The sequence below is a fragment of the Mesorhizobium neociceri genome, assembly GCF_013520985.1.
GTDB classification, from domain to species: domain Bacteria; phylum Pseudomonadota; class Alphaproteobacteria; order Rhizobiales; family Rhizobiaceae; genus Mesorhizobium; species Mesorhizobium neociceri.
This window is the reverse complement of sequence record NZ_JACDTY010000003.1, coordinates 136,676-158,952: the sequence shown is the minus strand read 5'-3', so window position 1 is coordinate 158,952 and position 22,277 is coordinate 136,676. Positions and strand designations below refer to the sequence as shown.

Below are 22,277 nucleotides of genomic sequence, written 5' to 3'. Positions count from 1 at the left end.
ATGCTGGCTGCCGCGATCACGACGCTTTGCGATTCAACACCGGTGACGTTTCGAAATTGGCGGCAAGCCAGCCTATCGCGCGGGTCACGTCATCGAGCCGGTATTGAGCTACGGTGGGGCCGCGCGGCTTGACCCGGATCGATATACCACCTGCCTCGTTGATCGCCTCGAAACCGTTTTCGTCAGCGGTATCGTCGCCGAGGAAAACCGGCCGCCTCCCGGCAAAGGGCGGGATGGCCATGAAGCGCCGCACGGCAGCGCCCTTGGCCGCCTCGAGCGGCATGAGTTCGACACCGGCATTGCCTGGAATGACCCGGTATCCCTTGGGAAGTTCGGCCAATGCCTGGTCGACAAGCTGGGTGGCCCTGGCCAGCAGATGCGGCGTCGCCCGCGTATGGATGGCGAGGATCGGACCCTTGCGCTCGATATGAACCAGGCCGTCATCCAGCTCGGCTTCGATGGCGTCGGCAAGGGCAGCAATATCGGCGGGCGCATCTGCGGCAACGACCGGACTGTCTGGTGTCAGTCGGTGTTCCAGCCCATAGAGGCCGGCAACACGCAGTCTCAGCGGATGAAACAACCGGTCGGCAACCTCAACCGAACGTCCCGTGATGAAGGCGACGGCGCCGTCCAGTCGTTCGTTGATGGCGCCGAGCAGGTTCCGCAATTCGTCACTGACAGAGACCGCGTCCGGGTGAGCGGCGTGTTCCAGCAAGGTGCCGTCAATGTCGAGGAAAAGCGCCCATTGCCCTGCGGGGAGGTTGGGTGCGGTTGGCAGGCTTGTCATGACGCCACCTTGTGCATGCGCTCGGCTAGCGAGACGATGTTGGTGTCAGTGTTTGCAGGCCGCTCGCCGGCTCCTGTCGCCCGGTCGAGATCGCTGCGTTTGCGTAGCCGCGCCGCGTCCAGCAACATGCTGCCGGCCCAGCGATAGACATTGTTGTCACGCACATTCTCGCGCATGCGCCGCATGCGCTCGCGTTGTTCTTCCACCGGCATGGTCAGGGCCTGCAGCAGTGCCTCGCTCATCATCGCCGCGTCGTAAGGGTTGACGATCAGCGCCTCCAGCAATTCTCGCGACGCGCCGGCGAATGTGCTGAGCAAAAGCGTGCCTTGCTCGTCGTCGCGCGCGGCGACGAACTCCTTGGCGACAAGGTTCATGCCGTCATGCAGGCTGGTGACCATGCAGATGTCTGCGGCGCGATAGATTTCGTAGACTTGTTGCTGCGAATGATGTTCGGCCACCATGATGACCGGCTTGTAGCCGTCATGCCCATAGCGCTGGTTGAGGTCGTCGGCATGGCGCATGCATTCGTCATGCAGTTGCTGGTAGGCCGGCAGCGTGCCGCGGCTGGGCGCCGCAATCTGCAGGAACACCAGTTTGCCGATCCATTCGGGGTGGCGCGTGAACAGCTCGTCCAAAGCCTGAAAGCGGTCGAGAATGCCCTTGGTGTAGTCCAGCCGTTCGACGCCGATGCACAGCTTGACGTCCGGCCGTAGGCCGAACCTGTCACGCAGGCGGGTGCGGCATTCCTCGACAGTGGGAAGCTTTGCCAGCAGTTCGGCCGGCCATTCGATGGAGATGGGGTAGGCGTGCACCAGCGTCGTCTGGCCACCATAAGAGATCGCCGCATCGGCGCGTTCGATACGGCTTTCCAGGAAGCGATCGACGCTTTCGGTAAAATTGTTGGCGTGGAACTGGGTGTGGAAGCCGATGATCGAGCTGCCGAGCAGCCCCTCCAGGATGCGTTCACGCCAGGGGCAGATGCTGAAGACTTCGGAGTTCGGCCACGGGATATGCCAGAAGGTGATGATGATCGCCTCCGGCAGGCGCTCGCGGATCATGCGTGGCAGCAGCGCGAAATGGTAATCCTGGACCAGCACGATCGGCCGCTCGTTGCGTGCCTCTGCCACCACCGTATCGGCGAATTTGCGGTTGACGGCCTCATAGGCCTCCCAGTCCGAGGCGCGGAAGATCGGCCGAGTGAAGGCGATATGGCAGAGCGGCCACAGGCCTTCATTGGCAAAACCGAGATAGTAGCCCTGATATTCGTCCTCGCTCAACCACACGCGGCGCAGCGTGTAGGACGGATTGTTCGGCGGCACCGGCACCCGGTCGTTCTCGTCGACCGTGAGACGATCCGCGCTGCCGCCGCCATAGGCGATCCAGGTGCCGCCGCAGGCGCGGGTGATGGGCTCCAGCGCCGAGACCAGCCCGCTGGCAGGCACGACAAGCTCGACGCCATTGTCCTTGACGTTGTGGATGTAAGGCTCGCGGTTGGAGACGACGATGACCTGTGCGTCCGGCAGGTCATCGGCGAGGATCTTGCGCAAGGTTTCGGGTGACCATGTCACAAGGGCCGCATCGACGGACTGGCCGTTCTTTTCGAATTCGCGCATGACCTTGCGCGCCGCTTCCGCCGCCACATCCTCGCCCACCGTTCGAGCGACTGGTGGGTGGCTGCCGCGCTGCCGGGATATCGAAAACAAAACGGCAAGGGCGGATAGACCGAGGCTTGCCAGGATCACGATCCAGAGCATGTCGACGCCATAATTTGTCATTGAAGTGCCAATCTCCGCCTTCGGCGGTCAGTCTTCTTCGTTGAATTTGAACACGCTCGCCGACGGCTGGCCGCCGGCAGCTGTCATTTTGCAACGCACAAAACTGCGATCGGTTCCCGCGAAAATGATCCAGCTCAGCTTCGCACGATCAGCGGAACCAACCCTTCGTGACGGTCGGCGAGAAAGGCGACGACACGGTCGCCAACGCGCTGGAAAGTCAGATCGACTTTCTTTTCGCCGACACCCAGATGCCTGAGTGTCAGCGTGTCGATACCGATCGGCAGCCGCGGCCGCGTGACATGGATTTCGCCGTTCCAGCCGTCGATTTCCAGGCCGAGGCAGGCCTGCATCAGCATGAAGGCCGAGCCGGCCGACCATGCCTGCGGCAGGCAGGCGACGGGATAGGCGATCGGCGCTTCGCCGACCAAGCGGGTAAAGCCGCAAAACAGTTCCGGCAACCGCATGTTGAAATGCACGGCGGATTCGAATGTGCCGCTCATAAGCCGCACCACATTGTCACGCTCGCCAAACCGCGCCAGGCCGGCGCCGCAAATCGCCGTGTCGTGCGGCCAGATCGAGCCATTGTGGTACGACATCGGGTTGAACAACACCGCATCGTCGGCAAGCGTCCGCACGCCCCAGCCCGACTGGAAGGACGCCGATAGCAGTTGGTCGGCGACCATCTGCGCCCGTGCTGGTTCGGGCAGGCCGACATAGAGGAGGTGGCCGGCGTTCGACGTCCGAACCTTGCAAGGTTCGCCGGCCCCATCGATGGCGAGCGCATAGAAGCCGAGATCCTCCAGCCAGAAATCGCGCTCGACGGCGATCCGCATTTCTTCGGCGCGGTTTTCCCAATGCTCGGCCTGTGCGAACTCGCCCCGGCGGCGGGCGAGAGCGGCCAGGCCCCTGAAGGCGGCAAAGACATAGCCCTGCACTTCGACCAGCGCGATCGGTCCTTTGGGTATCCGCCCGTCGGCGTGGAAGACCGAGTCGAAACTGTCCTTCCAGCCCTGGTTGGCAAGGCCGGATTCGGCGGCGCGCTGATAGGTGACGAAGCCTGTCGCGCGGCTGGCTTCCTCGGTCCACTCGGCGGCGGCGCAAAGCGACGGCCACAAGCTGGCGATGAAGTCCATGTCGCCGGTGCGCTCGGCATAGGCACAAGCGAGGTGGATGTAGAGCGGCGTGGTGTCGACGCCGCCATAGTAACGGCCGAAGGGCAGCTCCTGCAGCGCCACCATCTCGCCCTTGCGCGTCTCGTGCATGATCTTGCCGGGCTGCGAGTCGCTGAATGGCGAGGTCTCGGTCGCTTGGTGCTGGGCGAGGAAGGAAAGCACGCCGCGCGCCAGACCCGGATTGAGCCACAGCATCTGCAGGGCCGAGATCACGCCGTCGCGGCCGAACGCGGTCGAGAACCAGGGAATGCCGGCATAGGGGTACGGGCCGGTCGACAGCTCGGTGGTCAGCAGGGCAACATCGGCGCGGGCGCGCTCGACCCAGTCGTTGAAGACGCGGCCCGAACTGTGCACCGTCGCGCCATGGCGGCGCTTGGCTCGCATGCCGAAGCGGGCGCGCGCCGCAGCCGCGCGAAAGCGATCACGATCAGGCGGCTCGGTGAGTTCCGAACCGACCTCGACATAAAGCACCTTGCTGCTGCGCTTGGTCACCGCGATGAGGAAATCCGCGCGTTCGGCGCTCAACTGGTCCGGCGCCTGCGAGAACGAGATCGCCGACACGCGCGCCAGCCCGTCCAGCCCGTCGTAACGCAAGAGCACGGAAGCGGGCTCGATTTCGGCCGCATGCGCCATACCGCGCTTCGGCCGGGTCGAGCCACGCACCTCGAACATGTCGCGAAAATCGGCCGCGAAGTGCAGCGAAATGCGGATCGCCGAGTGCTCCTGGCTATAATTGGACAAGGTGATGCGTTCGAATAACCGGTCCTGCCACAGCAATCTGACCCGCTCGATATGGATTGCGCCTTGCGGGATGTCGCGGCCGCCGACGCTTTGCATCGGCAGGTTGGTGAGGTTGCTGGTGAACAGCACATTGTCCTGGCTGAGCGAGGCGCCGAGCAGCGATGTCTGCCGCCCGCCGACGGTCAGCCGGAACTCCGACAGCACCCGTGTGTCGTCGCGGAAGAAACCGTCGCCTGCGCCCCTGATATCGCCATAGGCATCGGCCACCGCAAAACAGTCGCCTTGTTTCAGGGCGAACAGCCGGTGCGGCTCGCGCGGCGCTGTTTCGTCGAGGGAGGCAAGGGCCACGGCAGGGTCGAGCTTGCGCTCGTCAAGTTGGGTCATCAATCACAAATCTCTGTTTTGGCCTCGGAACATCCGCCGTCGCTCAAGACGCTTTCGCTTCCGCTGGAATGCCGATCAGGCGCGCATAGGCAGTGAGATAGTCGCGGGCCATCCTGTTGGCGGAGAACCGCTTTTCGAAAACGGCGCGCACCTTGCGCCGGTCGAGCCGCAGCAAGGCCGGTACCGAGGCGACTGCGGCGTCGAGCGAATCGACGATAAAGCCAGTAACGCCCTGGTCGATGACTTCCGGCAGCGCACCGCAATTCCAGCCGATGGTTGGCGTACCGCACGCCATCGCCTCTATCGCGGCAAGGCCGAACGGCTCCGGCCAGTCGATCGGAAACAAGAGCCCGGCGGCATTGCCGAGGAAGACAGCCTTCTCGTCCTCGGCTATCTCACCGATATAGTCGATGCGGTCGCCGTCGATCAGCAGTTCGATCGTCTCGTGGAAATAGGCGCGGTCGTCATCGCCGATCTTAGCCGCCAGCTTCAACTTCATGCCCGAGCGCAAGGCGATGTCGATGGCGCGGTCCGGCCGCTTGTCGCGCGACAGCCGGCCGAGAAAAGCGAGATATGGTTCGTCCGCCGGAGGCTCGAATGTCGGCTGATAGAGCCCGGCCGGCAGGCCGTGGTGGATGGTCGCCAGCCAGTTGGCGTTGGCCAGTCCGGTCCTCTGGCTGCCCGAGATCGAGATTAGGGGAAAGCGCGGAAAGCGCTCATAGGCCGGCGCCAGATCGACATAGTCCAGCCGGCCATGTGGCGTCGTCACCGTCTTATCCGGCATGGTCTCGAAGAACGAGAAATGCAGGAAATGGCTGAGGTGAAAATGAATGATATCAAAGTCATCGGCTCGATTCCTTACATCGGCCAGCATCGCAAGATGCGCTGCTGTCTCCGACTTGAGCGGGCGCGGATCGAGGCGCAGCGCGCGTTCGCGTCCGGGTATCAGTCTGGCCGAGGTGTGACTGTCGCCGCTGGCAAACAGTGTCACCTCATGGCCGAGTTCGACCAGCCCTTCGGTGAGATAGGAAACGATCCGCTCGGTGCCGCCATAGAGCCTGGGCGGCACGGATTCGTGCAAAGGGGCGACGTGGGCAATGCGCATGTGCTGAACTGTCCCTCAAAAGGCGAATACGGGAACGAAATGCATCAGCCGGCCGAACGTTCCGGACAAAAGCCGGCCGCCGGCGATCTCAAGCCAACCAGCGCGAAATTTTTTTGCAACAGGCGGGAACCAAAGCGCGGTGAGCGAGTTTAATAGGGTTGGTTCGCACTGCGGCCGACCAGGGAGAGAAACAAAATGGACCGCCTGCATTTCTTTACGCCGGTGCGCATTGCGCGCGGGCAGGGACACCCCGTCGAGGAAGTCGATAGCGTTGCCGAAGCGATGGTCTTTCTGCAGAAATGGCCGTCGGGACGGCGTGGACCTGTGTATCAATGTGCCCTGAATTGCTGCTCCGCGGCGCTATCTGGCCGGATGTCGCCTGAGGAGGCAAGGAAGGCCTTCACCGGCTTTGCCCGTATCACCCGCCTGCTCGACGACGACATGGCTATGCCAATGGGCGGCGAAAGTATCGCCGAAGTTTACGCGCTGAGGCGCTAGGCGGTCGGTCCAGCCATTTGACGATTGAACACCTGCGCCGTGGCGACGCGGGCAGCGTTCTTCACGCCAGAGTATTCTGGCGCGGCCCTTCACCTTACAGTCTACACTGTGCTTTCATGCGGTGTTTCGCACGACCGGTGGTTGACGGCCCCGGACGGTCCGCACGTGGAGGGGCAGACATTGCCGAGACTGATCCTGGGAACGCTCGGCGCTATCGTCATCGCCCTCATCTGGGCGGTCCTTGCCAGTTTGATGGGCGCGCCATCGATCGTGATCACAGTCGGCGCGGTTGCTATCGGAGCCGGCGTCTACACCTACATCGACAGACGCTCGAATTGAGCCGCAGGTAGGGCGGACGCGGCGAACAATTCAGTCCGCCTCCATTGATCACGTGTTCATCACTTCGCCGCGAACGTCTGTTCAAGCGGCTGGAGTTGTGGCAAGGCTCAACGCAATGAAGCGGTTCGTGCTTGGACGATTGCTGGTGATACTCGCTTTGGCCGGGCTGCTGCTCGCGCCAATCGGCGCGGCTATTGCCGGACCTGCCATGCCGGCTGTTTTGACCGCAGGTATGGCTGTCGACATGGACTGTTGCCCCAAGCAGCAGACTCCGCAGAATGATTGCGGCAAAACCTGTCCCTTCGTCGCTTTGTGCCTGACCGGCCTCAGCGGGCTCGCCGCCGGTGAGGTGCTGTTTACCCCACGGGTGGTAGCGAGTCAGTCGTTACGGCATGGCCGCGAGTTTGAGCTTGCCTCTCTGGCCAGCAAACCACCTTCCCGACCTCCCCGAATCTGATCGTCCAAGGCGATTCTTTCGCCGCTGACGGCGCGGGCTGACACCCACGCCGCCTTTTGCATGGCCGTATGCGCTGTGCAGCCATGCCGTGCGCAGGCACGGCCCGATCAGATCACGGGAATGAAACATACATGAAATCGCACATCAGACTGAATGTCCTGGCGCTCGCTGCGCTGGGCTCCTTCCTCGCCGTGGGCTCGGCATTTGCCGGCGCCGCCGACTACGAATTCCGGCTCGTCGACACGCAAATCAAGCAAGGTGAGGGCGCAATCGTCGCCGTGCGCCTTGTCGACAAACGCTCGGGCAAGACCGTGCCAGACGCGGTGATCTTTACTACGCGTATGGATATGGCTCCTGATGGCATGGAAATGATGGCCACCACCGTTGAGCCGACATCATCCGATGAGCCTGGCGTCTACCGGTTCAAGGCCAACCTCAGCATGGCCGGCGGCTGGCGTTTTTCCGTCGCTGCCAAGGTCCAGGGCGAGGCGGAAACCGTCGAGAGCAAACTGGTTCTCAAGGCTGTCCAATGAGCCGAACATCGGCTTTCTTCGTCCTCGCCGTAATCGCGGCGGGGACGGGGGCGGGTGGCTATTGGGTCGGGCACCAAGGGCTCGATGCCAGCACCGCTATGCCGACCCTCCAAGCCTTGGCAGCACGGCTCACCGGTCAGGAGCCGCAGGCGATGGCTGCGGACGTCCCGCAGGAAACGGTCATCTATTACCGCCATCCCGACGGCAAACCAGCTTACTCGGCAGTGCCGAGGAAGGCCCCCGACGGGCATGATTTCGTCGCCGTTCGCGCCAGTAAAGACGTGAGTTTCGCGCCGCAGGCCACACCCTCGGTTGAAGTTACGCCAGCCCAAACAACAACGGCCGCTGAATCTGGCGTGCGCAAGATCCTCTACTACCGCAACCCGATGGGCCTGCCGGATACCTCGACCACGCCGAAGAAGGATTCGATGGGGATGGACTACATCCCGGTCTTCGAAGGCGAGGCGGACGACGGCGCAACGGTCAAGGTCTCCACCGGCAAGCTGCAACGAACCGGCGTCAAGACGGTGCTGGCGGCAATGGGACAGGTGGTGCGGCCGGTGCATGTGCCGGGCACAGTTCAGCTCGACGAGCGCCGCATCAGCGTGATTTCCACCCGCACCGAGGCCTTCATCGAGGACGTCGCCGACGTGACCGCCGGAGAGGTGGTGGCGGAGGGCAAACCGCTGGTCGGGCTCTATGCCCGCGAGATCACCAGCGCCGGGGCCGCATACGCAGTCAATCTCAAAAGCGGCGCTGCCGCCGATGGCGCGGTGCAGCGCCTGAAAAACCTCGGCGTGCCGGCCGAGACCATCGATACCATCAGAAAGACCGGCAAGGTGCCGCTCAGCGTCACCCTCACCGCACCACGCGGCGGGGTGATCCTCGAGCGGATGGCGGTCGACGGCATGATGGCCTCGGCCGGCCAGACGCTGTTCCGTATCGCGGACATATCCAGCATGTGGGTCATGGCCGACGTGCCGGAATACGAACTGAGCTCGATCCGCGTCGGTGCCGTTGCGACGATCCAGATACGCAGCCTGCCGGGTCGGGAGTTTGCCGGCCGGGTTGATCTGATCTACCCGGAAATCGCGATGCAAACCCGCACGGCCCGAGTGCGCATTCAACTGCCGAATCCTGACCGGGTCTTGCTCGCCAACATGTACGCCGACGTCGATATTGCGACGGGCGACGGCAAGGCGGTGGTGACCGTGCCCGATAGCGCGGTGATCGACACCGGCGATCGCCAGGTGGTGATCGTCGACAAGGGCGACGGTGCCTTCGAGCCTCGTGATGTGAAAATCGGCATGCGCGGTGACGGCATGGCCGAAATTATGACCGGCATCGCCGCCGGCGACCGGGTCGTGGTCTCGGCGAACTTCCTCATCGATGCCGAAAGCAATCTCAGGGCCGCTCTCTCCGGTCTGACACCGGCGGAGGCCAAGCCATGATCGCCAAACTCATCGCCTGGTCTGCGCGCAATCTGCTGCTTGTGTTCTTCGCAGCCACATTCGCCGCCGGAGCAGGGATCTACGCGGTGAAGACCTTGCCGCTGGACGCGATCCCCGATCTGTCCGACGTGCAGGTCATCGTCTTCACCGACTACCCTGGACAAGCGCCGCAAGTGGTCGAGGACCAGGTCACCTATCCACTGACCACCGCCATGCTCACCGTGCCGAAATCGAAGGTAGTCAGGGGTTTCTCGTTCTTCGGCGTGTCCTTCGTCTACGTGATTTTCCAGGATGGAACGGACCCGTATTGGGCCCGCAGCCGCGTGCTCGAGTATCTGAATGCTGCGGCAAGTCGCCTGCCTGCCGGCGTCACGCCAACGCTCGGTCCCGACGCCACCGGCGTTGGTTGGGTCTATCAATACGCAGTGGTCGCCAAGAACATGTCGCTGGCCGAACTGCGTTCGTTGCAGGATTGGGTCGTGCGCTTCGGTGCCTCCAAGGCCGAAGGCGTCTCGGAAGTGGCCGGCGTAGGCGGTTTCGTCAAGCAATATTCAATCGTCGTCGACCCGGCGCGCCTGCGCGCTCAGGGCGTCACGCTCGCCGAGGTCGGTGCGGCAGTGCGAAGCAGCAACATGGACACCGGCGGGCGCACCGTCGAGATCTCGGAATTCGAGTTCATGGTGCGTGGCCGCGGTTATCTGAAGAGCACCGCCGATATTGAGAGCATCGTACTCAGGACCCAAGGCGGTGTGCCGCTGCGGCTCGGTGACGTCGCTCGTGTCGAGATCGTCCCCGACGAGCGCCGCGGCATCGCCGAACTGAATGGCGAGGGCGAAGTGGCCAGCGGCATCGTTCTACAGCGTGTCGGCGCCAACGCGCTCAGCGTCATCGACAACGTCAAGCAAAGCCTCGCCGACGTTCAGAAAAGCCTGCCTGAAGGCGCCGAGATCGTATCGGTCTATGACCGCTCCAAGCTGATCGATTCTGCGATCGAAACGTTGAAATCGACCCTGGTCGAGGAAAGCATCGTGGTAGCGCTGGTGACGATCCTGTTCCTGCTCCACGTGCGGAGCGCCTTGGTGGCGATCATTATGCTGCCGGTCGGCATCCTGATGGCCTTTGGTGCCATGAAGGCGCTCGGCATCGGCTCCAACATCATGAGTCTCGGCGGCATCGCCATCGCGATCGGCGCCATGATCGACGCGGCGATTGTTATGATCGAGAATGCGCATAAGCATCTTGAGCGCGCACCCCCAGACAAGCCACGCATCGAAATCCTGATCGACGCGGCGAGCGAGGTCGGCCCGGCATTGTTTTTCAGCCTGCTGATCATCACGGTCTCTTTCCTGCCGATCTTTACGCTGGAAAGTCAGGAGGGACGACTGTTCGGCCCGCTCGCCTTCACCAAGACATTTTCCATGGCAGCGGCGGCGCTGCTGTCGGTGACGCTTGTGCCGGCGCTGATGGTGGTGTTCGTGCGCGGCCGCATCATCCCCGAGCACAAGAACCCGCTCAACCGCGTTCTGATCGCGCTCTATCGGCCGATCATTGCCGGCGTGCTGCGGGCCAAGACGCTCACCATTGTTCTGGCGCTGGCTGCACTGGCGATCACGGTATGGCCGGCACGGCAGCTCGGCAGCGAGTTCATGCCGGCACTCGATGAAGGCACACTGATGTATATGCCGACAACCCTGCCGGGGATCTCGGTCACCAAGGCGGGCGAGCTTTTGCAGATGCAGGATCGCATCATCAAGTCGTTTCCAGAGGTGGAAAGCGTGTTCGGCAAGGCCGGCCGGGCGCAGACAGCAACCGATCCGGCGCCTACCGAAATGTTCGAAACGATTATCAACCTCAAGCCGAAATCCCAATGGCGGCCGGGAGTCACCGCTGACAGCCTGAAAACCGAGATGGACGCAGCGTTGCAGTTTCCAGGTGTCTCCAATGCCTGGACGATGCCAATCCGCGCCCGCATCGATATGCTCGCCACCGGCATCCGTACCCCCGTTGGCGTCAAGGTCTATGGCACTGACCTCGCGGAAATCGAGAAGGTCGCCCGACAGGTTGAAGGGGTCCTGAAGACGGTACCGGGCACGTCGAGCGCCTATGCCGAGCGGGTCATCGGCGGCTACTATCTCGACATCGTCCCCGACCGTGATGCGCTCGGCCGCTATGGGCTTTCGATCGGCGACGTCCAGGATGTCATCTCCATGGCATTGGGCTCGGAGGTGATCACCTCGACGGTTGAAGGGCGCGAACGCTATGGGGTTGCCATCCGCTATCCACGTGCCTTGCGCAGTGATCCGCAGTCAATCGCCCGCGAGGTGCAGATAGCGATTCCCGGTGGCGGCACGGTGCCGCTCGGTGAGGTCGCCAAGGTCGAACTGACGCGGGGTGCGACCTCCATCCGCACCGAGAACGGCCAGCTGGCGGTTTATATCTTCGTCGACATTGCCGGCCGTGACCTTGGCGGCTACGTCGCCGCCGCTCAGGCGGCTGTGGCGAAGAATGTCACATTGCCAGCTGGCTACTCAGTCGCCTGGAGCGGGCAGTTCGAATATCTCGAGCGCGCCGCAGAGCGTCTGAAGATTGTCGTCCCGATGACGCTGGCGGTGATCTTCCTGCTGCTATTTCTGAACTTCCGTCGCCTGACCGAAACGCTGATCGTCATGTTGTCGCTGCCGTTCGCGCTGGTTGGGGGAGTGTGGCTCATGTGGTGGCTGGGGTTCAACACCTCGGTTGCCGTGGCCGTGGGGTTCATTGCCCTTGCCGGCGTGGCCGCCGAGACCGGCGTCATTATGCTGATCTACCTCGATCATGCGCTGTCCGAAGCGAAGGCAAAGGCAGTTGCCGGGGGGCGGGCGCTGACGCGGCTTGATCTGCACTCTGCAATCATGGTGGGCGCAGTAGAGCGCGTGCGACCGAAGATGATGACGGTGGTGGCGATCATGGCGGGCCTGCTGCCGATCCTGTGGAGTACCGGCACTGGATCGGAGGTCATGCAGCGCATCGCCGTTCCGATGATCGGCGGCATGATCTCGTCGACCTTGCTGACGCTGGTGGTGATCCCGGCGGTCTATGGCCTGGTCAAGGGCTGGCGGCTGCCGCGCGCTGCCAGTGCGCCTAACACCGTTGAACGGGTCGCAGCGCTGCCGCTAGCTGCCGAGTGAAGAGGTCGCCGCCACGCCCTCCGCCGATGGGGGTGGCGGTGCCCCTCGATGCTTTCACCGAGCCGTTTTTCGCACCGGGCCGACGGTGGCGCGTTCGACCAATTGCACGCCGATGTTGACGCGCACAATGTTTGCGCCCGGATCCGCGATGCGTTTCATCAGCATCTGTATGCCGGCACGGCCCAGTTCGAGCCGGTCGATGCGAATGGTCGTCAGCGGTGGGCGGCTATGAAGGGCGACCGCGATATCGTCGAGGCCGATGACGGAGAAATCTTCCGGAACCGAGAAGCCGCTGCTTTGCAGCGCCTGCATGACACCCAGCGCGACGATGTCGGTGCTGCAGAAAAAGGCGGTTGCATCGGCCAGGCTGCCGTCCTGCAGCGCCTGCCGGACAACCTGCTGCGTTTGCGATTCCTGGACGCCGAATTTGGACAGGTCCAGGACATGGCGCTGCGGATCGAACCGGATGCCGGCTTCCTCGAGCGCAACCCTGAAACCCTCGAGCCGGCGGCGCAAGGACAGGCGATGTGGCAGGGCGACATGAACGATCTCGCGATGCCCAGCGCTCAACAAACGCTGCGTCGCCAGCCAACCCGCTGACCAGTTGTCGGGCAGGACACTGTTCAGGCGCATCGTGCGGTCCATGCCGTTGATCAGAACGGCAGGCAGTTTACTGGCGATGATCCTTTCCAGCGCTTCCGGCTGGTCGAGGCCGATCGCGACGATCGCCCCGGTCTTGCCGGCCTGCAGCAGCTCCTCCACCTCGGCCACCACCGAATCGAGGGAAATCAGGCGCACGTCGATCTTCAGCGAATGGGCGGCCGCCTCGTCCAGGGCGCCACGGATGACGTCCTCGTAGAACTGCGAACGCGAATAGAATTCCGCCGGCATCAGCATTGCGGCGCTGTCGACACCCGCTTTATGCAGCGACCGCGCCGTCTTGCCCTGGTAACCGTAACGCTCGGCTATATCGAGGATCTTGCGGCGGCTCTCCTCGCCAACGCCGCTCCTGTTGTTGAGGACCTTCGAAACGGAAGCCACCGAAACGCCAGCCGCATCGGCAATATCGCGAAGGGTAGGGGCGTTGGCTTCGTCGTCCATCAGGAATGTTGCTTCCGATGCTGGGTTTGCTGATTTCCTGAAGGTCGTACAGGCAGGTTACTGTGTATTGCCATTGATTCTCTACCAAAAGAACTGGGTGTGCCCAAGTGAACGCATCAAGGCTTCCATGAAATAATAATCGCCGTAAGGCAGCATGTTGTCCGAAAAGCCGGCAGTGACATGCGCGGCGCCATGCGCGAGCATGCCCTGCGCACCCGCATCTTCGGTGAGATCGCAACTGTCGAGCAGTCCGGCAAGCAGGCGCGCCCCAAAAGCGCGCCAGCGCGCGGCCTCTTCCGGCTCACACTGGTGGGCAAGCATATACACGCCGGCAGCCATGATCGCGCCGGCGGAACTGTCGCGCGGTGCGTTGACGGCATTGGGCGCTGAGTAGTCCCAGACGGGGACGCCGTCGGTTTCCATCAACCCCTCCGCCTTGGCGGCAAGGCGGCGGGCCGCGTCCAGGTAGAGCGGGCTGCCGGTGGCGGTGGCGCATTGCGCGAAGCCATGGATCAGCCAGGCCTGACCGCGCGACCAGCAGGAACCGTCGGCATAGCCCTGGTGCGTCTCGCCACGCAGCGGCTTGCCGCTGGCGGTATCGAAAACGAAGGTGTGGAAGCTGGTGTCATCGGCGCGCACCACATGTTTCAACGTGGTGGCCGCATGTCCCTCGGCGACATCGTAAAAGTCCATGCGCCCGGTCTCGCCATGCGCCCAGTGGAGCAGCGCGAGGTTTTGCATCGTGTCGGCAATGATGCGGCCATTGGCAAATTCGGCCCGCGTCCCGCCATGAATGGACCGCGCGTTCCAGGCCTGGATATAACGACCTTCCGGTCGATATCTCCCCAGCAAGGCGGTCGCGGCCTCCAGCGCCATCTGACGCACTTCGCGGTCACTCGTCATCAGCCAATCGGAGACGCAGCCCAGCGAGAACTGAAAGCCCAGGTCGTGATCCTGCGCGCCGTGGTTGGCCAGAATGCCCCGGAACACAGGGCGGCGGGCACGGGCAGCGTTCAGAAAAACCGGATCACCCGTCAGTTGCAGCGCCAGCCACAATTGTCCTGCCTGGAAACTGATCACCCAATCATAGGGGCCGCAATAGCTCCATGTGTTGTCGGCAAGGCCGATCTTGGGATTGCGCAGACCGATGACGGGCATCGTGGCGCGCAGCCGCTCGATGCAACGGGCCAGCGCCTGCTGGCGCCGGTCGCGCTGGGGGTCCGGATCGGTGACCTCGACGGCCTGGAAATAGCTGCTTCGCTCGACGCCCATGTTGCTGACCTTGTTCAACTGCAGGTCATTTCGCATGTCGACTAAATTTCTGTCAATAGAGAAACTTTCTCTTGACGACAAAACTTTCGAATCCTAATTTGCCGGCATCGGAGGCGTCCGGTTTGGAAAATCGCCGTTCGTGAGCTGCAGCACAGTGCTGTCGCGTCGTTGGGAAAGAGGGATGGCATGTCGGCAGTCGCCGCATTCGAATTGAAGGCGCCTCGCGACCGCTCTGGTCTGCGAGAGCAGCTGGCCGGCTATGGTTTCCTCGCGCCATGGCTCATCGGCTTCTTCGCCTTGACCCTCGGGCCTGCATTGGCCTCGCTTTACTTCTCCATGACCGACTACAGCGGCATGTCGGCGCCGAACTGGGTCGGCGCCGACAACTACCTCCGCATTGCTACCGACGATCCGCGCTTCTGGACGGCAATGAACGTCACCTTCACCTTCGTTCTGCTCTCTGTGCCGCTAAAACTGCTGTTCGCACTGGCGGTTGCAGTTGCGCTGAACAAGGGACTGCGCGGCCTGTCGCTGTTTCGCGCCATCTTCTATCTGCCGTCACTCGTCGGCGGCAGCGTCGCAATTGCGGTGCTCTGGCGGCAGGTTTTCGCCGGCGACGGCCTGCTCAATCAGGCGCTGAATGGCCTCTTCGGCTACGAGGGACCAAGCTGGATATCCAATCCATCCTATTCGCTTTACACGATCGTTCTGCTGGCGGTCTGGCAGTTCGGCTCGGCGATGATCATCTTTCTCGCGGGCTTGCGTCAAATCCCGCAAGACATGTACGAGGCGGCGAGTATCGACGGCGCCGGCCGCAGCCGGCAGTTCTTCAAGATAACGCTGCCGCTGTTGACGCCGGTCATCTTCTTCAACGCCGTGATCCTGACCATCGATGCGTTCAAGGCATTCACCTCGGCCTTCGTGATCAGCGACGGCACCGGCGGGCCAATCGACTCGACGCTCTTCTATACGCTCTACCTCTATCAGGAGGCGTTCATCAATTTCCGCTTCGGCTACGCATCGGCGCTCGCTTGGGTGTTGGTGCTGATCATCGCCTTCTTCACGGCGATGTCGTTCCTGACCGCCAGATTTTGGGTGCACTACGATGACTGACGCGGTCTCTTCATCGGCCGTTGTCGGGGAAGCAGCCGTCGCCGAAACGGCGCAAGGTACCTCGGTCATGGTGCGTGCGCTGATCTACGCGCTGCTCATCGCCGTGAGCTTCATCATGCTCTATCCGATGCTGTGGATGGTCGCGAGTTCGTTCAAGCCGGACAACGAGATTTTCACCTCGACCTCGCTCATCCCGCAAGACTTCTCGCTCGATGCTTACCGGCGCGGCTGGACCGGCCTGAGCGTCGGCTTCGGCCAGATGTTCCTGAACTCGCTGCTCATCTCGGTTCTGGTCGTGATCGGCAATTTGTTCTCATGCTCGATGGCCGCCTATGCCTTCACGCGGCTCCGCTTCAAGGGGCGCGGCTTCTGGTTCGCCTTGATGCTCGGCACGCTGATGATGCCGCAGCACGCCTTGCTGATCCCGCAATATGTGATGTTCCTGAAGCTTGGTTGGGTGAACACGATCCTGCCTTTGGTCGTGCCGAAGTTCCTCGCCATCGACGCGTTCTTCATCTTCCTGATGGTGCAGTTCTTTCGCGGTATCCCGCGCGAACTGGATGAAGCCGCAATCATGGACGGCGCGGGGCCGCTGCGCATCTTCCTGAAGGTGATCCTGCCGCTTTCGATGCCGGTGCTTGCGACCGCCGCGGTGTTCTCTTTCATCTGGACCTGGGACGATTTCTTCGCCCCGCTGATCTATCTGAACGACATCCAGAACTACACCGCGCAGCTCGCGCTTCGCACCTTCGTCGACGCCACTGCCCAGTCGGACTGGGGCGCGTTGCTCGCAATGTCGACGCTGACGGTGCTGCCGATCTTCATCCTGTTCATTCTGTTCCAACGATTGCTGATCGAAGGCATCGCGACGACGGGCATGAAGCGATGACCGGCAACCCGGCGACACCAGCCTTTCAACGAGGTGACATGACATGACCACGCTGTCCCTGAGCAAGATCCAGAAGCGATTCGGCGCCGCCGAGATCATCCGCGGTGTCGACCTCCAGATCGGCAGCGGCGAGTTCGTCGTCTTTGTGGGGCCATCCGGATGCGGCAAGTCCACGCTTCTGCGCATGATTGCCGGTCTCGAACCGATCTCCGGCGGCGAACTGTCGATCGGCGGCAAGCGTATGAACGAGAAGGCGGCTGCCGAGCGCGGCATCGCCATGGTCTTCCAGTCCTACGCGCTCTATCCGCATATGAGCGTCTACAAGAACATGTCGTTCGGGCTCGAGACGGCGCGCATGCCGAAGGCGGAGATCGACAAGCGCGTGCGCAAGGCCGCCGACATCCTGCAAATCTCGCAATTGCTCGACCGCAAACCCAAGCAGCTTTCCGGTGGACAGCGCCAGCGCGTCGCCATCGGCCGCGCCATCGTACGCGATCCAAAGATATTCCTGTTCGATGAACCTCTGTCCAATCTTGACGCCGAGTTGCGCGTTCAGACACGCGTCGAAATCGCCAGGCTGCACGCCGACATCGGCGCGACGATGATCTACGTCACGCACGATCAGGTCGAGGCGATGACGCTGGCGGACCGCATCGTCGTGCTACGTGCCGGCGTCATCGAGCAACAGGGCACGCCGCTCGAAATCTACAACAGGCCGGTCAACCGCTTCGTGGCAGGCTTCATCGGCTCGCCGAAGATGAATTTCCTCGACGTTCGGGCGGTCGCGTCGGGCAGCAATGGCCTGGCCATCGATCTGGCCGGATCGGCAGTGGTGGTACCGGCCACGGATACCCCCGCTCCAGGCGAAAAGCTCAGCCTCGGCGTGCGGCCAGAGCATATCCGGATTGGCGAAAGCAGGGGATTGAAACTCGGCTCGCTCACGGTCGTCCATGTCGAGCATCTTGGCGGCCAGACGATCGCCTATGGCCGCCTTGCCGACAGGCAATCGATGACGGTCGCGCTGGAAGGCCAGCAACGGATTGCCGCCGGCGATGTGCTGGACATCTGCACCGGACCCGAACACTGCCATCTCTTCGACAGTGAAGGTCGCCGCGTCGACGGCTGAAACAACCAAGATCCATTCTTTCAGGGAGGAAAGCATGCTCAACAGACGCGAACTTCTGCGCAACGGACTGCTGTTTGGCGGCGCCGCCGCGATGTCTCAGACGCCAATCCTGAAAGCGCTGGCGCAGGATGCGACCATGCGCCTTTACTGGTGGGGAACGCCCGCCCGGGCGGAGCGCACGCTCGGCGTCGCCAAATTGTTCGAAGCCGCGCATGCCGGCGTAAAGATCAATGGCGAGGTCGGCGGGGCCGACTATTGGCCCAAGCTGACGACGATGATCGCCGGTGGCAACGCTCCCGACATATTCCAGCTGGAGCCGGGCCGTTTCGCCGACTACAGCCGCCGCGGCACCAACCTCCCGCTGAACGACTATCTCGGCAAGGTTATTCGCACCGACAAATTGGCCAAGGGTGTGCTCGATCTGGGTACGGTCGATGGCAAGGTCACCGGGATGCCGCTCTCGCTGAACGCCTTCGCGCTGCTCTATGACAGCGAAGCCTTCAAACAGGCCGGCATTGCGCCACCATCGGCGAAAACCACCTGGGACGATTTCGCCAAGACCTGCATCGAGCTGACCAAGGCCATCGGCAAAAAGAACGTGTGGGCAGTCGGCAATGCCTGCCGCTATAATTATGCCTTCAACGCATTTCTGGTGCAGCGCGGCAAGAAGCTGTTCAACGAGGATGGCAAGATCGGCTTCGACGCGAAGGACGCCAAGGACTGGTACGGCTACTGGGACAGCCTGGCCAAGAATGGCGGCTGCGTACCTGCCGAGATCCAGGCGCTGGACAAGCTGCTGGTTGATTCCAACCCGCTGTCGACCGGCAATGCCGTGATGGCGATCGCCTTTTCCAACCAGTTGCCGGCCTATCAGGCGGTCACCAAAAACCCGCTCGAAATCACCTCATTGCCTATTCTGTCGGAGACTGCGCCGTCGGGCTTGTTCTACCGACCGGGTCTGCACTGGTCGATCGCCAGCACCGCAAAGAACCCGGATCTCGCTGCCCAGTTCATCGACTTCTTCGTCAACGACATTGAAGCCGGCAAGGTGCTGGGTGTCGAGCGCGGTGTGCCGGTCAATCTCGACGTGCGAAATGTCGTCACGCCCACAATCGATGCGGTCGCCAGGAAGACGATGGACTATATCGCGTCTATTGCCGGCCGCGTCGGACCCTATCCGCCGCCGGTTCCGTTGGGCGCTTCGGAGTTCGAGGAGCGTGCATTCCGCCCGATGCCGACAAGCTCGCATTTGGCCAGTTGACGCCGGCTGATGCCGCTGAGCAACTTGTCGCCGAGGCCGGACGCATCCTCAAGGGCTAGAGGTTCTCGGCCCTTGACCGGCGCGGCGCGCCACCTCCCAGTTGGCGCCGCGCCAATTTCTTAGGCACAGCAGGCAGCTCATGCGTGACGATATCTACCCCGATTCCTTGTTCCGACCATGGGCGGGCAATCCACTCGAGACCCGGGCCGACGTCGAAATGGCGCTGAAGGCCCTCGCGCTCCCTGTCGAAAAATACCGCTCCAAAGGTGGTGCGCGCATACGCATCGAGGCGACCGCGGCTCATTTCGGTCAGGCGGCGGCAGACCTTGAAGGCTATTCTCGCCTGCTCTGGGGCCTCGTTCCGGCGCAGGTCGGAGGCGCCGACTGGATCGATTGGGCGCCGATCGCACGCGGCCTCGCGGCGGGGACCGACCCCGGCCATCCCGAATACTGGGGCACGCCCGGCGACCGCGACCAGCGGCTAGTTGAACTTGCGGCGATCGGTTTTGCCCTGCGGCTCGTTGCCGACAAGATCTGGGAGCCGCTCGACGCGAATGCCCGCGCCAATGTGGCGGTCTACCTGCGCCGTGGCCACGAATGCGTGTTTGGTGGCAACAACTGGAAGTTCTTCCGCCTGCTGATCGGCATGGGGCTTAATGCGGTCGGCGCTGACCACGATCGCAGCCTGGACGAGGAATATGTCGCCGAGATCGAAGCCTTGTACCTCGGCGACGGCTGGTACAGCGACGGCGACACGCGCCGCGCCGATCATTACATTCCGTTTGCGTTCCACTTCTACGGCCTCATCCTCGCCGTGCTTGACGGCAGCGGCCACACACAGGCCTACCGACAGCGCGCCAGGTTGATCGCCGACGACATGTCCCGCTGGTTTGCCGACGACGGCCCGGCCCTCGTCTTCGGCCGTTCCATGACGTATCGTTTTGCGATTGCCGGCTTCTTTGGCGCGCTCGCCTTCGCCGACGATGAGGCGCTGCCGTGGGGCGACCTCAAGGGCTTCTATCTGCGCAATCTGCGTTGGTGGGCGAAACAGCCGATGGCCGCGCGGGATGGCATCCTCCCCGTCGGATACGGCTATCCGAACCTGCTGATGTGCGAGCCATACAATTCGCCGCAATCACCCTACTGGGCGTTGAAGGCGTTCCTGCCGTTGGCCTTGCCTGCCGAGCATCCATTCTGGGCGGCGAGGGAACGGAACTGCCCCGAACGGCAAGGTGTCTCCGTCCAGATCCACGCCGGGATGATCATCGCCAATCCGCCCGGCGATGCGATCGCGCTATCAAGTGGCCAGCAAGTGGGGCCACGCGATACATGGGCCCGTTTCGGTTCGCAAAAATACTCCAAGTTCGCCTATTCGGCGCGCTACGGGTTCAGCATCGAAAGCGATCAGACCCGTTTTGCCGATGCCGTTCTCGACAACATGATCGGCTTCAGCGACGACGGCCTCCATTTCCGCATCCGCGAGGACAATGAGGAGGCAATGGTTGCCGACCGTGTGCTGTTCTCGCGCTGGCGGCCCTATCGGGACGTCAAGGTCGAGACCTGGCTGTATTGGCATGGCGATTTCCACGTGCGTGTTCATCGGATCGACACGCCGCGTGACCTGCGTACGACCGAAGGCGGCTTCGCCATTCCGCGCATAGACGGATCGGCCAATGCATTTGAAGCGTTGGAGGGTTCGGCAATCCTTGAGACGCCTTCTGATCTCTCTGCCCTGATCGACCTTTCACCATCGTTCCGGCGTACCGGAAAGGTGCTTCTGGCCCAGCCCAACACCAACCTCGTTGCGCCCAAAACCTGCGTCCCGCAGTTGACGGTGAAAATTCGGGCAGGCCTCAGCGTCTTGAGCTGCGCGGTGATCGCGCTCGGCAACCCGGCAGCGGCGCGCGCGGCACTGCAGACATTGCCGCCGAAGCCCGATCCGCGCGCTCTGCATGCGCTCGTAGCGACCAAGGGCAAACCGGTCACGCTGATGAGGCGCAAATAGAGTGGTTTGAACACCGTGGCGTTGCGGGTAGGAAAATGCCGCGAAATCGCTTATGTGAGCGGCAATTCGAACCGTTTGCAGCGGCAGAGCCACCTAGAATGCAAGAAAACGATTACAAAAGCGTCCGGCTTTCGGTCGCCCCTATGATGGACTGGACGGACCGGCATTGCCGGTTCTTCCATCGCCAGCTGACGCGTCGTGCGCTGCTCTATACCGAGATGGTGGTGGCGGACGCCGTCATCCATGGCGCACGCGAACGGCTGCTTGGCTTTGACGAGACCGAACATCCGGTAGCCCTCCAGCTCGGTGGCTCCGATCCGCAAAAGCTTGCCGAGGCGGCGCGCATCGGCGAGGCTTTCGGCTATGACGAGATCAATCTCAATGTCGGCTGCCCGTCGGACCGCGTCCAGTCGGGCACGTTCGGCGCTTGCCTGATGAAAGTGCCTGACCTTGTCGCCGATTGCGTGGCGGCGATGAAGGCTGCGGTGAAAATTCCGGTGACGGTCAAATGCCGTATCGGCGTCGACGAGCAAGATCCCGAGCCCGCGCTCGATGCGCTGGCTGACGGTGTGTTCGCGGCCGGCGCCGACGCGCTCTGGGTGCATGCGCGCAAGGCCTGGCTGGAGGGGCTGAGCCCGAAGGAAAATCGCGATATCCCGCCGCTCGACTATGACAGGGTCTATCGCCTCAAGGCCGGAAAACCGAACAAATTCATCGGCATCAATGGCGGCATTCAATCGCTTGAGGAGGCTATTCGGCACCTCGATCATGTCGATGGCGCCATGCTGGGTCGCGCCGCCTACCACACGCCGGGCATTCTCGCCGGCGTCGACGCAGCGTTCTACGGCGACAAAGCCGAAGCGTTCGATTTTGCCGCGCTTATCGACACGATGGCCGACTATGCCGCGCTGCATATCGAGCAGGGCGGACGGCTCGGCCACGTCACCCGCCACATGGTCGGGCTGTTCCATGGTCTGCCTGGCGCGCGACGCTTCCGGCAGATTCTGTCGACCGATGCGACAAAGCCCGGCGCGGGGCCGGATGTGCTGAAAGTAGCATTTGCCGCCGTCGATTTCGACCGTGGTGAAAAAGCCGCCTAGG

At 62.6% G+C, this 22,277-nt stretch carries 18 protein-coding genes; 12 read left to right on the top strand and 6 right to left on the bottom strand.

Annotated elements, in window-relative coordinates; all coding sequences use genetic code 11:
• Window positions 1-16: 16 nt before the first annotated feature.
• The 4 genes from otsB to H0241_RS08685 form a co-directional block, all read right to left on the bottom strand.
• Window positions 17-787, bottom strand: a complete 771-nt coding sequence (gene otsB / locus H0241_RS08700) for a trehalose-phosphatase (protein WP_181057031.1) — start codon at window positions 785-787, stop codon at window positions 17-19.
• Window positions 784-2,562 carry an alpha,alpha-trehalose-phosphate synthase (UDP-forming) gene (locus H0241_RS08695; RefSeq protein WP_181057030.1) on the bottom strand — a complete coding sequence of 593 codons (1,779 nt, stop codon included), beginning with the start codon at window positions 2,560-2,562 and terminating at the stop codon, window positions 784-786. Before H0241_RS08695 ends, otsB begins: the two co-directional genes overlap by 4 nt.
• Window positions 2,563-2,696: 134 nt before the next feature.
• Window positions 2,697-4,859, bottom strand: a complete 2,163-nt coding sequence (locus tag H0241_RS08690) for an amylo-alpha-1,6-glucosidase (RefSeq protein ID WP_181057029.1) — start codon at window positions 4,857-4,859, stop codon at window positions 2,697-2,699.
• Window positions 4,860-4,902: 43 nt separating this feature from the next.
• Window positions 4,903-5,964: a glycosyltransferase family 4 protein gene (locus H0241_RS08685; RefSeq protein WP_181057028.1), complete on the bottom strand. Its 1,062-nt coding sequence runs from the start codon at window positions 5,962-5,964 to the stop codon at window positions 4,903-4,905.
• 195 nt (window positions 5,965-6,159) lie between these two features.
• On the opposite strand from H0241_RS08685, the gene H0241_RS08680 reads away from it, so the two are divergent.
• The 6 genes from H0241_RS08680 (at window position 6,160) to H0241_RS08655 (ending at window position 12,409) form a co-directional block, all read left to right on the top strand.
• Entirely contained in the window at window positions 6,160-6,462 is a 303-nt protein-coding gene (locus H0241_RS08680; RefSeq protein WP_181057027.1) for a DUF982 domain-containing protein, read from the top strand.
• Window positions 6,463-6,642: 180 nt separating this feature from the next.
• Window positions 6,643-6,801, top strand: a complete 159-nt coding sequence (locus H0241_RS08675; RefSeq protein WP_181057026.1) for a hypothetical protein — start codon at window positions 6,643-6,645, stop codon at window positions 6,799-6,801.
• A 115-nt stretch (window positions 6,802-6,916) separates the two neighbouring features.
• The gene (locus tag H0241_RS08670; protein WP_181057025.1) at window positions 6,917-7,258 is read left to right on the top strand and encodes a hypothetical protein; all 342 of its coding nucleotides are present in this window, start codon (window positions 6,917-6,919) and stop codon (window positions 7,256-7,258) included.
• Window positions 7,259-7,389: 131 nt separating this feature from the next.
• A complete protein-coding gene (locus H0241_RS08665; protein ID WP_181057024.1) occupies window positions 7,390-7,791 on the top strand; it encodes a FixH family protein in 402 nt (133 codons plus the stop codon).
• Window positions 7,788-9,242 (top strand): efflux RND transporter periplasmic adaptor subunit, encoded by a 1,455-nt coding sequence (locus tag H0241_RS08660; protein WP_181057023.1) that lies wholly within the window; start codon window positions 7,788-7,790, stop codon window positions 9,240-9,242. Before H0241_RS08665 ends, H0241_RS08660 begins: the two co-directional genes overlap by 4 nt.
• Window positions 9,239-12,409, top strand: a complete 3,171-nt coding sequence (locus H0241_RS08655) for an efflux RND transporter permease subunit (protein ID WP_181057022.1) — start codon at window positions 9,239-9,241, stop codon at window positions 12,407-12,409. The genes H0241_RS08660 and H0241_RS08655 overlap by 4 nt, the downstream gene beginning before the upstream one ends.
• Before the next feature lie 54 nt (window positions 12,410-12,463).
• Here H0241_RS08655 and H0241_RS08650 read toward each other — a convergent pair whose 3' ends face one another.
• Window positions 12,464-13,510, bottom strand: coding sequence for a LacI family DNA-binding transcriptional regulator (locus H0241_RS08650; protein ID WP_181057021.1), 1,047 nt, complete (start codon window positions 13,508-13,510; stop codon window positions 12,464-12,466).
• An 81-nt stretch (window positions 13,511-13,591) separates the two neighbouring features.
• Window positions 13,592-14,818, bottom strand: a complete 1,227-nt coding sequence (locus H0241_RS08645; protein WP_181057020.1) for a glycoside hydrolase family 88 protein — start codon at window positions 14,816-14,818, stop codon at window positions 13,592-13,594.
• Window positions 14,819-14,968: 150 nt separating this feature from the next.
• Between H0241_RS08645 and H0241_RS08640 the strand changes: the two genes are divergently transcribed.
• The 6 genes from H0241_RS08640 to dusA all read left to right on the top strand — a co-directional run bounded on the left by H0241_RS08640 (window position 14,969) and on the right by dusA (window position 22,276).
• Window positions 14,969-15,895 carry a carbohydrate ABC transporter permease gene (locus H0241_RS08640; RefSeq protein WP_181057019.1) on the top strand — a complete coding sequence of 309 codons (927 nt, stop codon included), beginning with the start codon at window positions 14,969-14,971 and terminating at the stop codon, window positions 15,893-15,895.
• Window positions 15,888-16,784, top strand: a complete 897-nt coding sequence (locus H0241_RS08635) for a carbohydrate ABC transporter permease (RefSeq protein ID WP_181057018.1) — start codon at window positions 15,888-15,890, stop codon at window positions 16,782-16,784. Before H0241_RS08640 ends, H0241_RS08635 begins: the two co-directional genes overlap by 8 nt.
• 43 nt (window positions 16,785-16,827) lie before the next feature.
• Complete coding sequence (locus H0241_RS08630; protein ID WP_181057017.1) at window positions 16,828-17,910, top strand: ABC transporter ATP-binding protein; 1,083 nt, start codon at window positions 16,828-16,830, stop codon at window positions 17,908-17,910.
• A gap of 34 nt (window positions 17,911-17,944) precedes the next feature.
• Window positions 17,945-19,171 carry an ABC transporter substrate-binding protein gene (locus H0241_RS08625; protein ID WP_181057016.1) on the top strand — a complete coding sequence of 409 codons (1,227 nt, stop codon included), beginning with the start codon at window positions 17,945-17,947 and terminating at the stop codon, window positions 19,169-19,171.
• A gap of 139 nt (window positions 19,172-19,310) precedes the next feature.
• Window positions 19,311-21,176 (top strand): DUF2264 domain-containing protein, encoded by a 1,866-nt coding sequence (locus H0241_RS08620; protein ID WP_181057015.1) that lies wholly within the window; start codon window positions 19,311-19,313, stop codon window positions 21,174-21,176.
• 98 nt (window positions 21,177-21,274) lie between these two features.
• Window positions 21,275-22,276, top strand: coding sequence for a tRNA dihydrouridine(20/20a) synthase DusA (gene dusA, locus H0241_RS08615; protein ID WP_181057014.1), 1,002 nt, complete (start codon window positions 21,275-21,277; stop codon window positions 22,274-22,276).
• Window position 22,277: the final 1 nt, after the last annotated feature.

Coding starts and splice junctions, on each gene's coding strand:
- H0241_RS08665 (WP_181057024.1), top strand. CDS start 7,390: ATGAAATCGCACATCAGACTGAATGTCCTGGCGCTCGCTGCGCTGGGC.
- H0241_RS08655 (WP_181057022.1), top strand. CDS start 9,239: ATGATCGCCAAACTCATCGCCTGGTCTGCGCGCAATCTGCTGCTTGTG.
- H0241_RS08625 (WP_181057016.1), top strand. CDS start 17,945: ATGCTCAACAGACGCGAACTTCTGCGCAACGGACTGCTGTTTGGCGGC.
- H0241_RS08690 (WP_181057029.1), bottom strand. CDS start 4,859: ATGACCCAACTTGACGAGCGCAAGCTCGACCCTGCCGTGGCCCTTGCC.
- H0241_RS08685 (WP_181057028.1), bottom strand. CDS start 5,964: ATGCGCATTGCCCACGTCGCCCCTTTGCACGAATCCGTGCCGCCCAGG.
- H0241_RS08630 (WP_181057017.1), top strand. CDS start 16,828: ATGACCACGCTGTCCCTGAGCAAGATCCAGAAGCGATTCGGCGCCGCC.
- H0241_RS08695 (WP_181057030.1), bottom strand. CDS start 2,562: ATGACAAATTATGGCGTCGACATGCTCTGGATCGTGATCCTGGCAAGC.
- H0241_RS08645 (WP_181057020.1), bottom strand. CDS start 14,818: ATGCGAAATGACCTGCAGTTGAACAAGGTCAGCAACATGGGCGTCGAG.
- dusA (WP_181057014.1), top strand. CDS start 21,275: ATGCAAGAAAACGATTACAAAAGCGTCCGGCTTTCGGTCGCCCCTATG.
- H0241_RS08670 (WP_181057025.1), top strand. CDS start 6,917: ATGAAGCGGTTCGTGCTTGGACGATTGCTGGTGATACTCGCTTTGGCC.
- H0241_RS08650 (WP_181057021.1), bottom strand. CDS start 13,510: ATGGACGACGAAGCCAACGCCCCTACCCTTCGCGATATTGCCGATGCG.
- H0241_RS08640 (WP_181057019.1), top strand. CDS start 14,969: ATGTCGGCAGTCGCCGCATTCGAATTGAAGGCGCCTCGCGACCGCTCT.
- H0241_RS08680 (WP_181057027.1), top strand. CDS start 6,160: ATGGACCGCCTGCATTTCTTTACGCCGGTGCGCATTGCGCGCGGGCAG.
- H0241_RS08620 (WP_181057015.1), top strand. CDS start 19,311: ATGCGTGACGATATCTACCCCGATTCCTTGTTCCGACCATGGGCGGGC.
- otsB (WP_181057031.1), bottom strand. CDS start 787: ATGACAAGCCTGCCAACCGCACCCAACCTCCCCGCAGGGCAATGGGCG.
- H0241_RS08635 (WP_181057018.1), top strand. CDS start 15,888: ATGACTGACGCGGTCTCTTCATCGGCCGTTGTCGGGGAAGCAGCCGTC.
- H0241_RS08660 (WP_181057023.1), top strand. CDS start 7,788: ATGAGCCGAACATCGGCTTTCTTCGTCCTCGCCGTAATCGCGGCGGGG.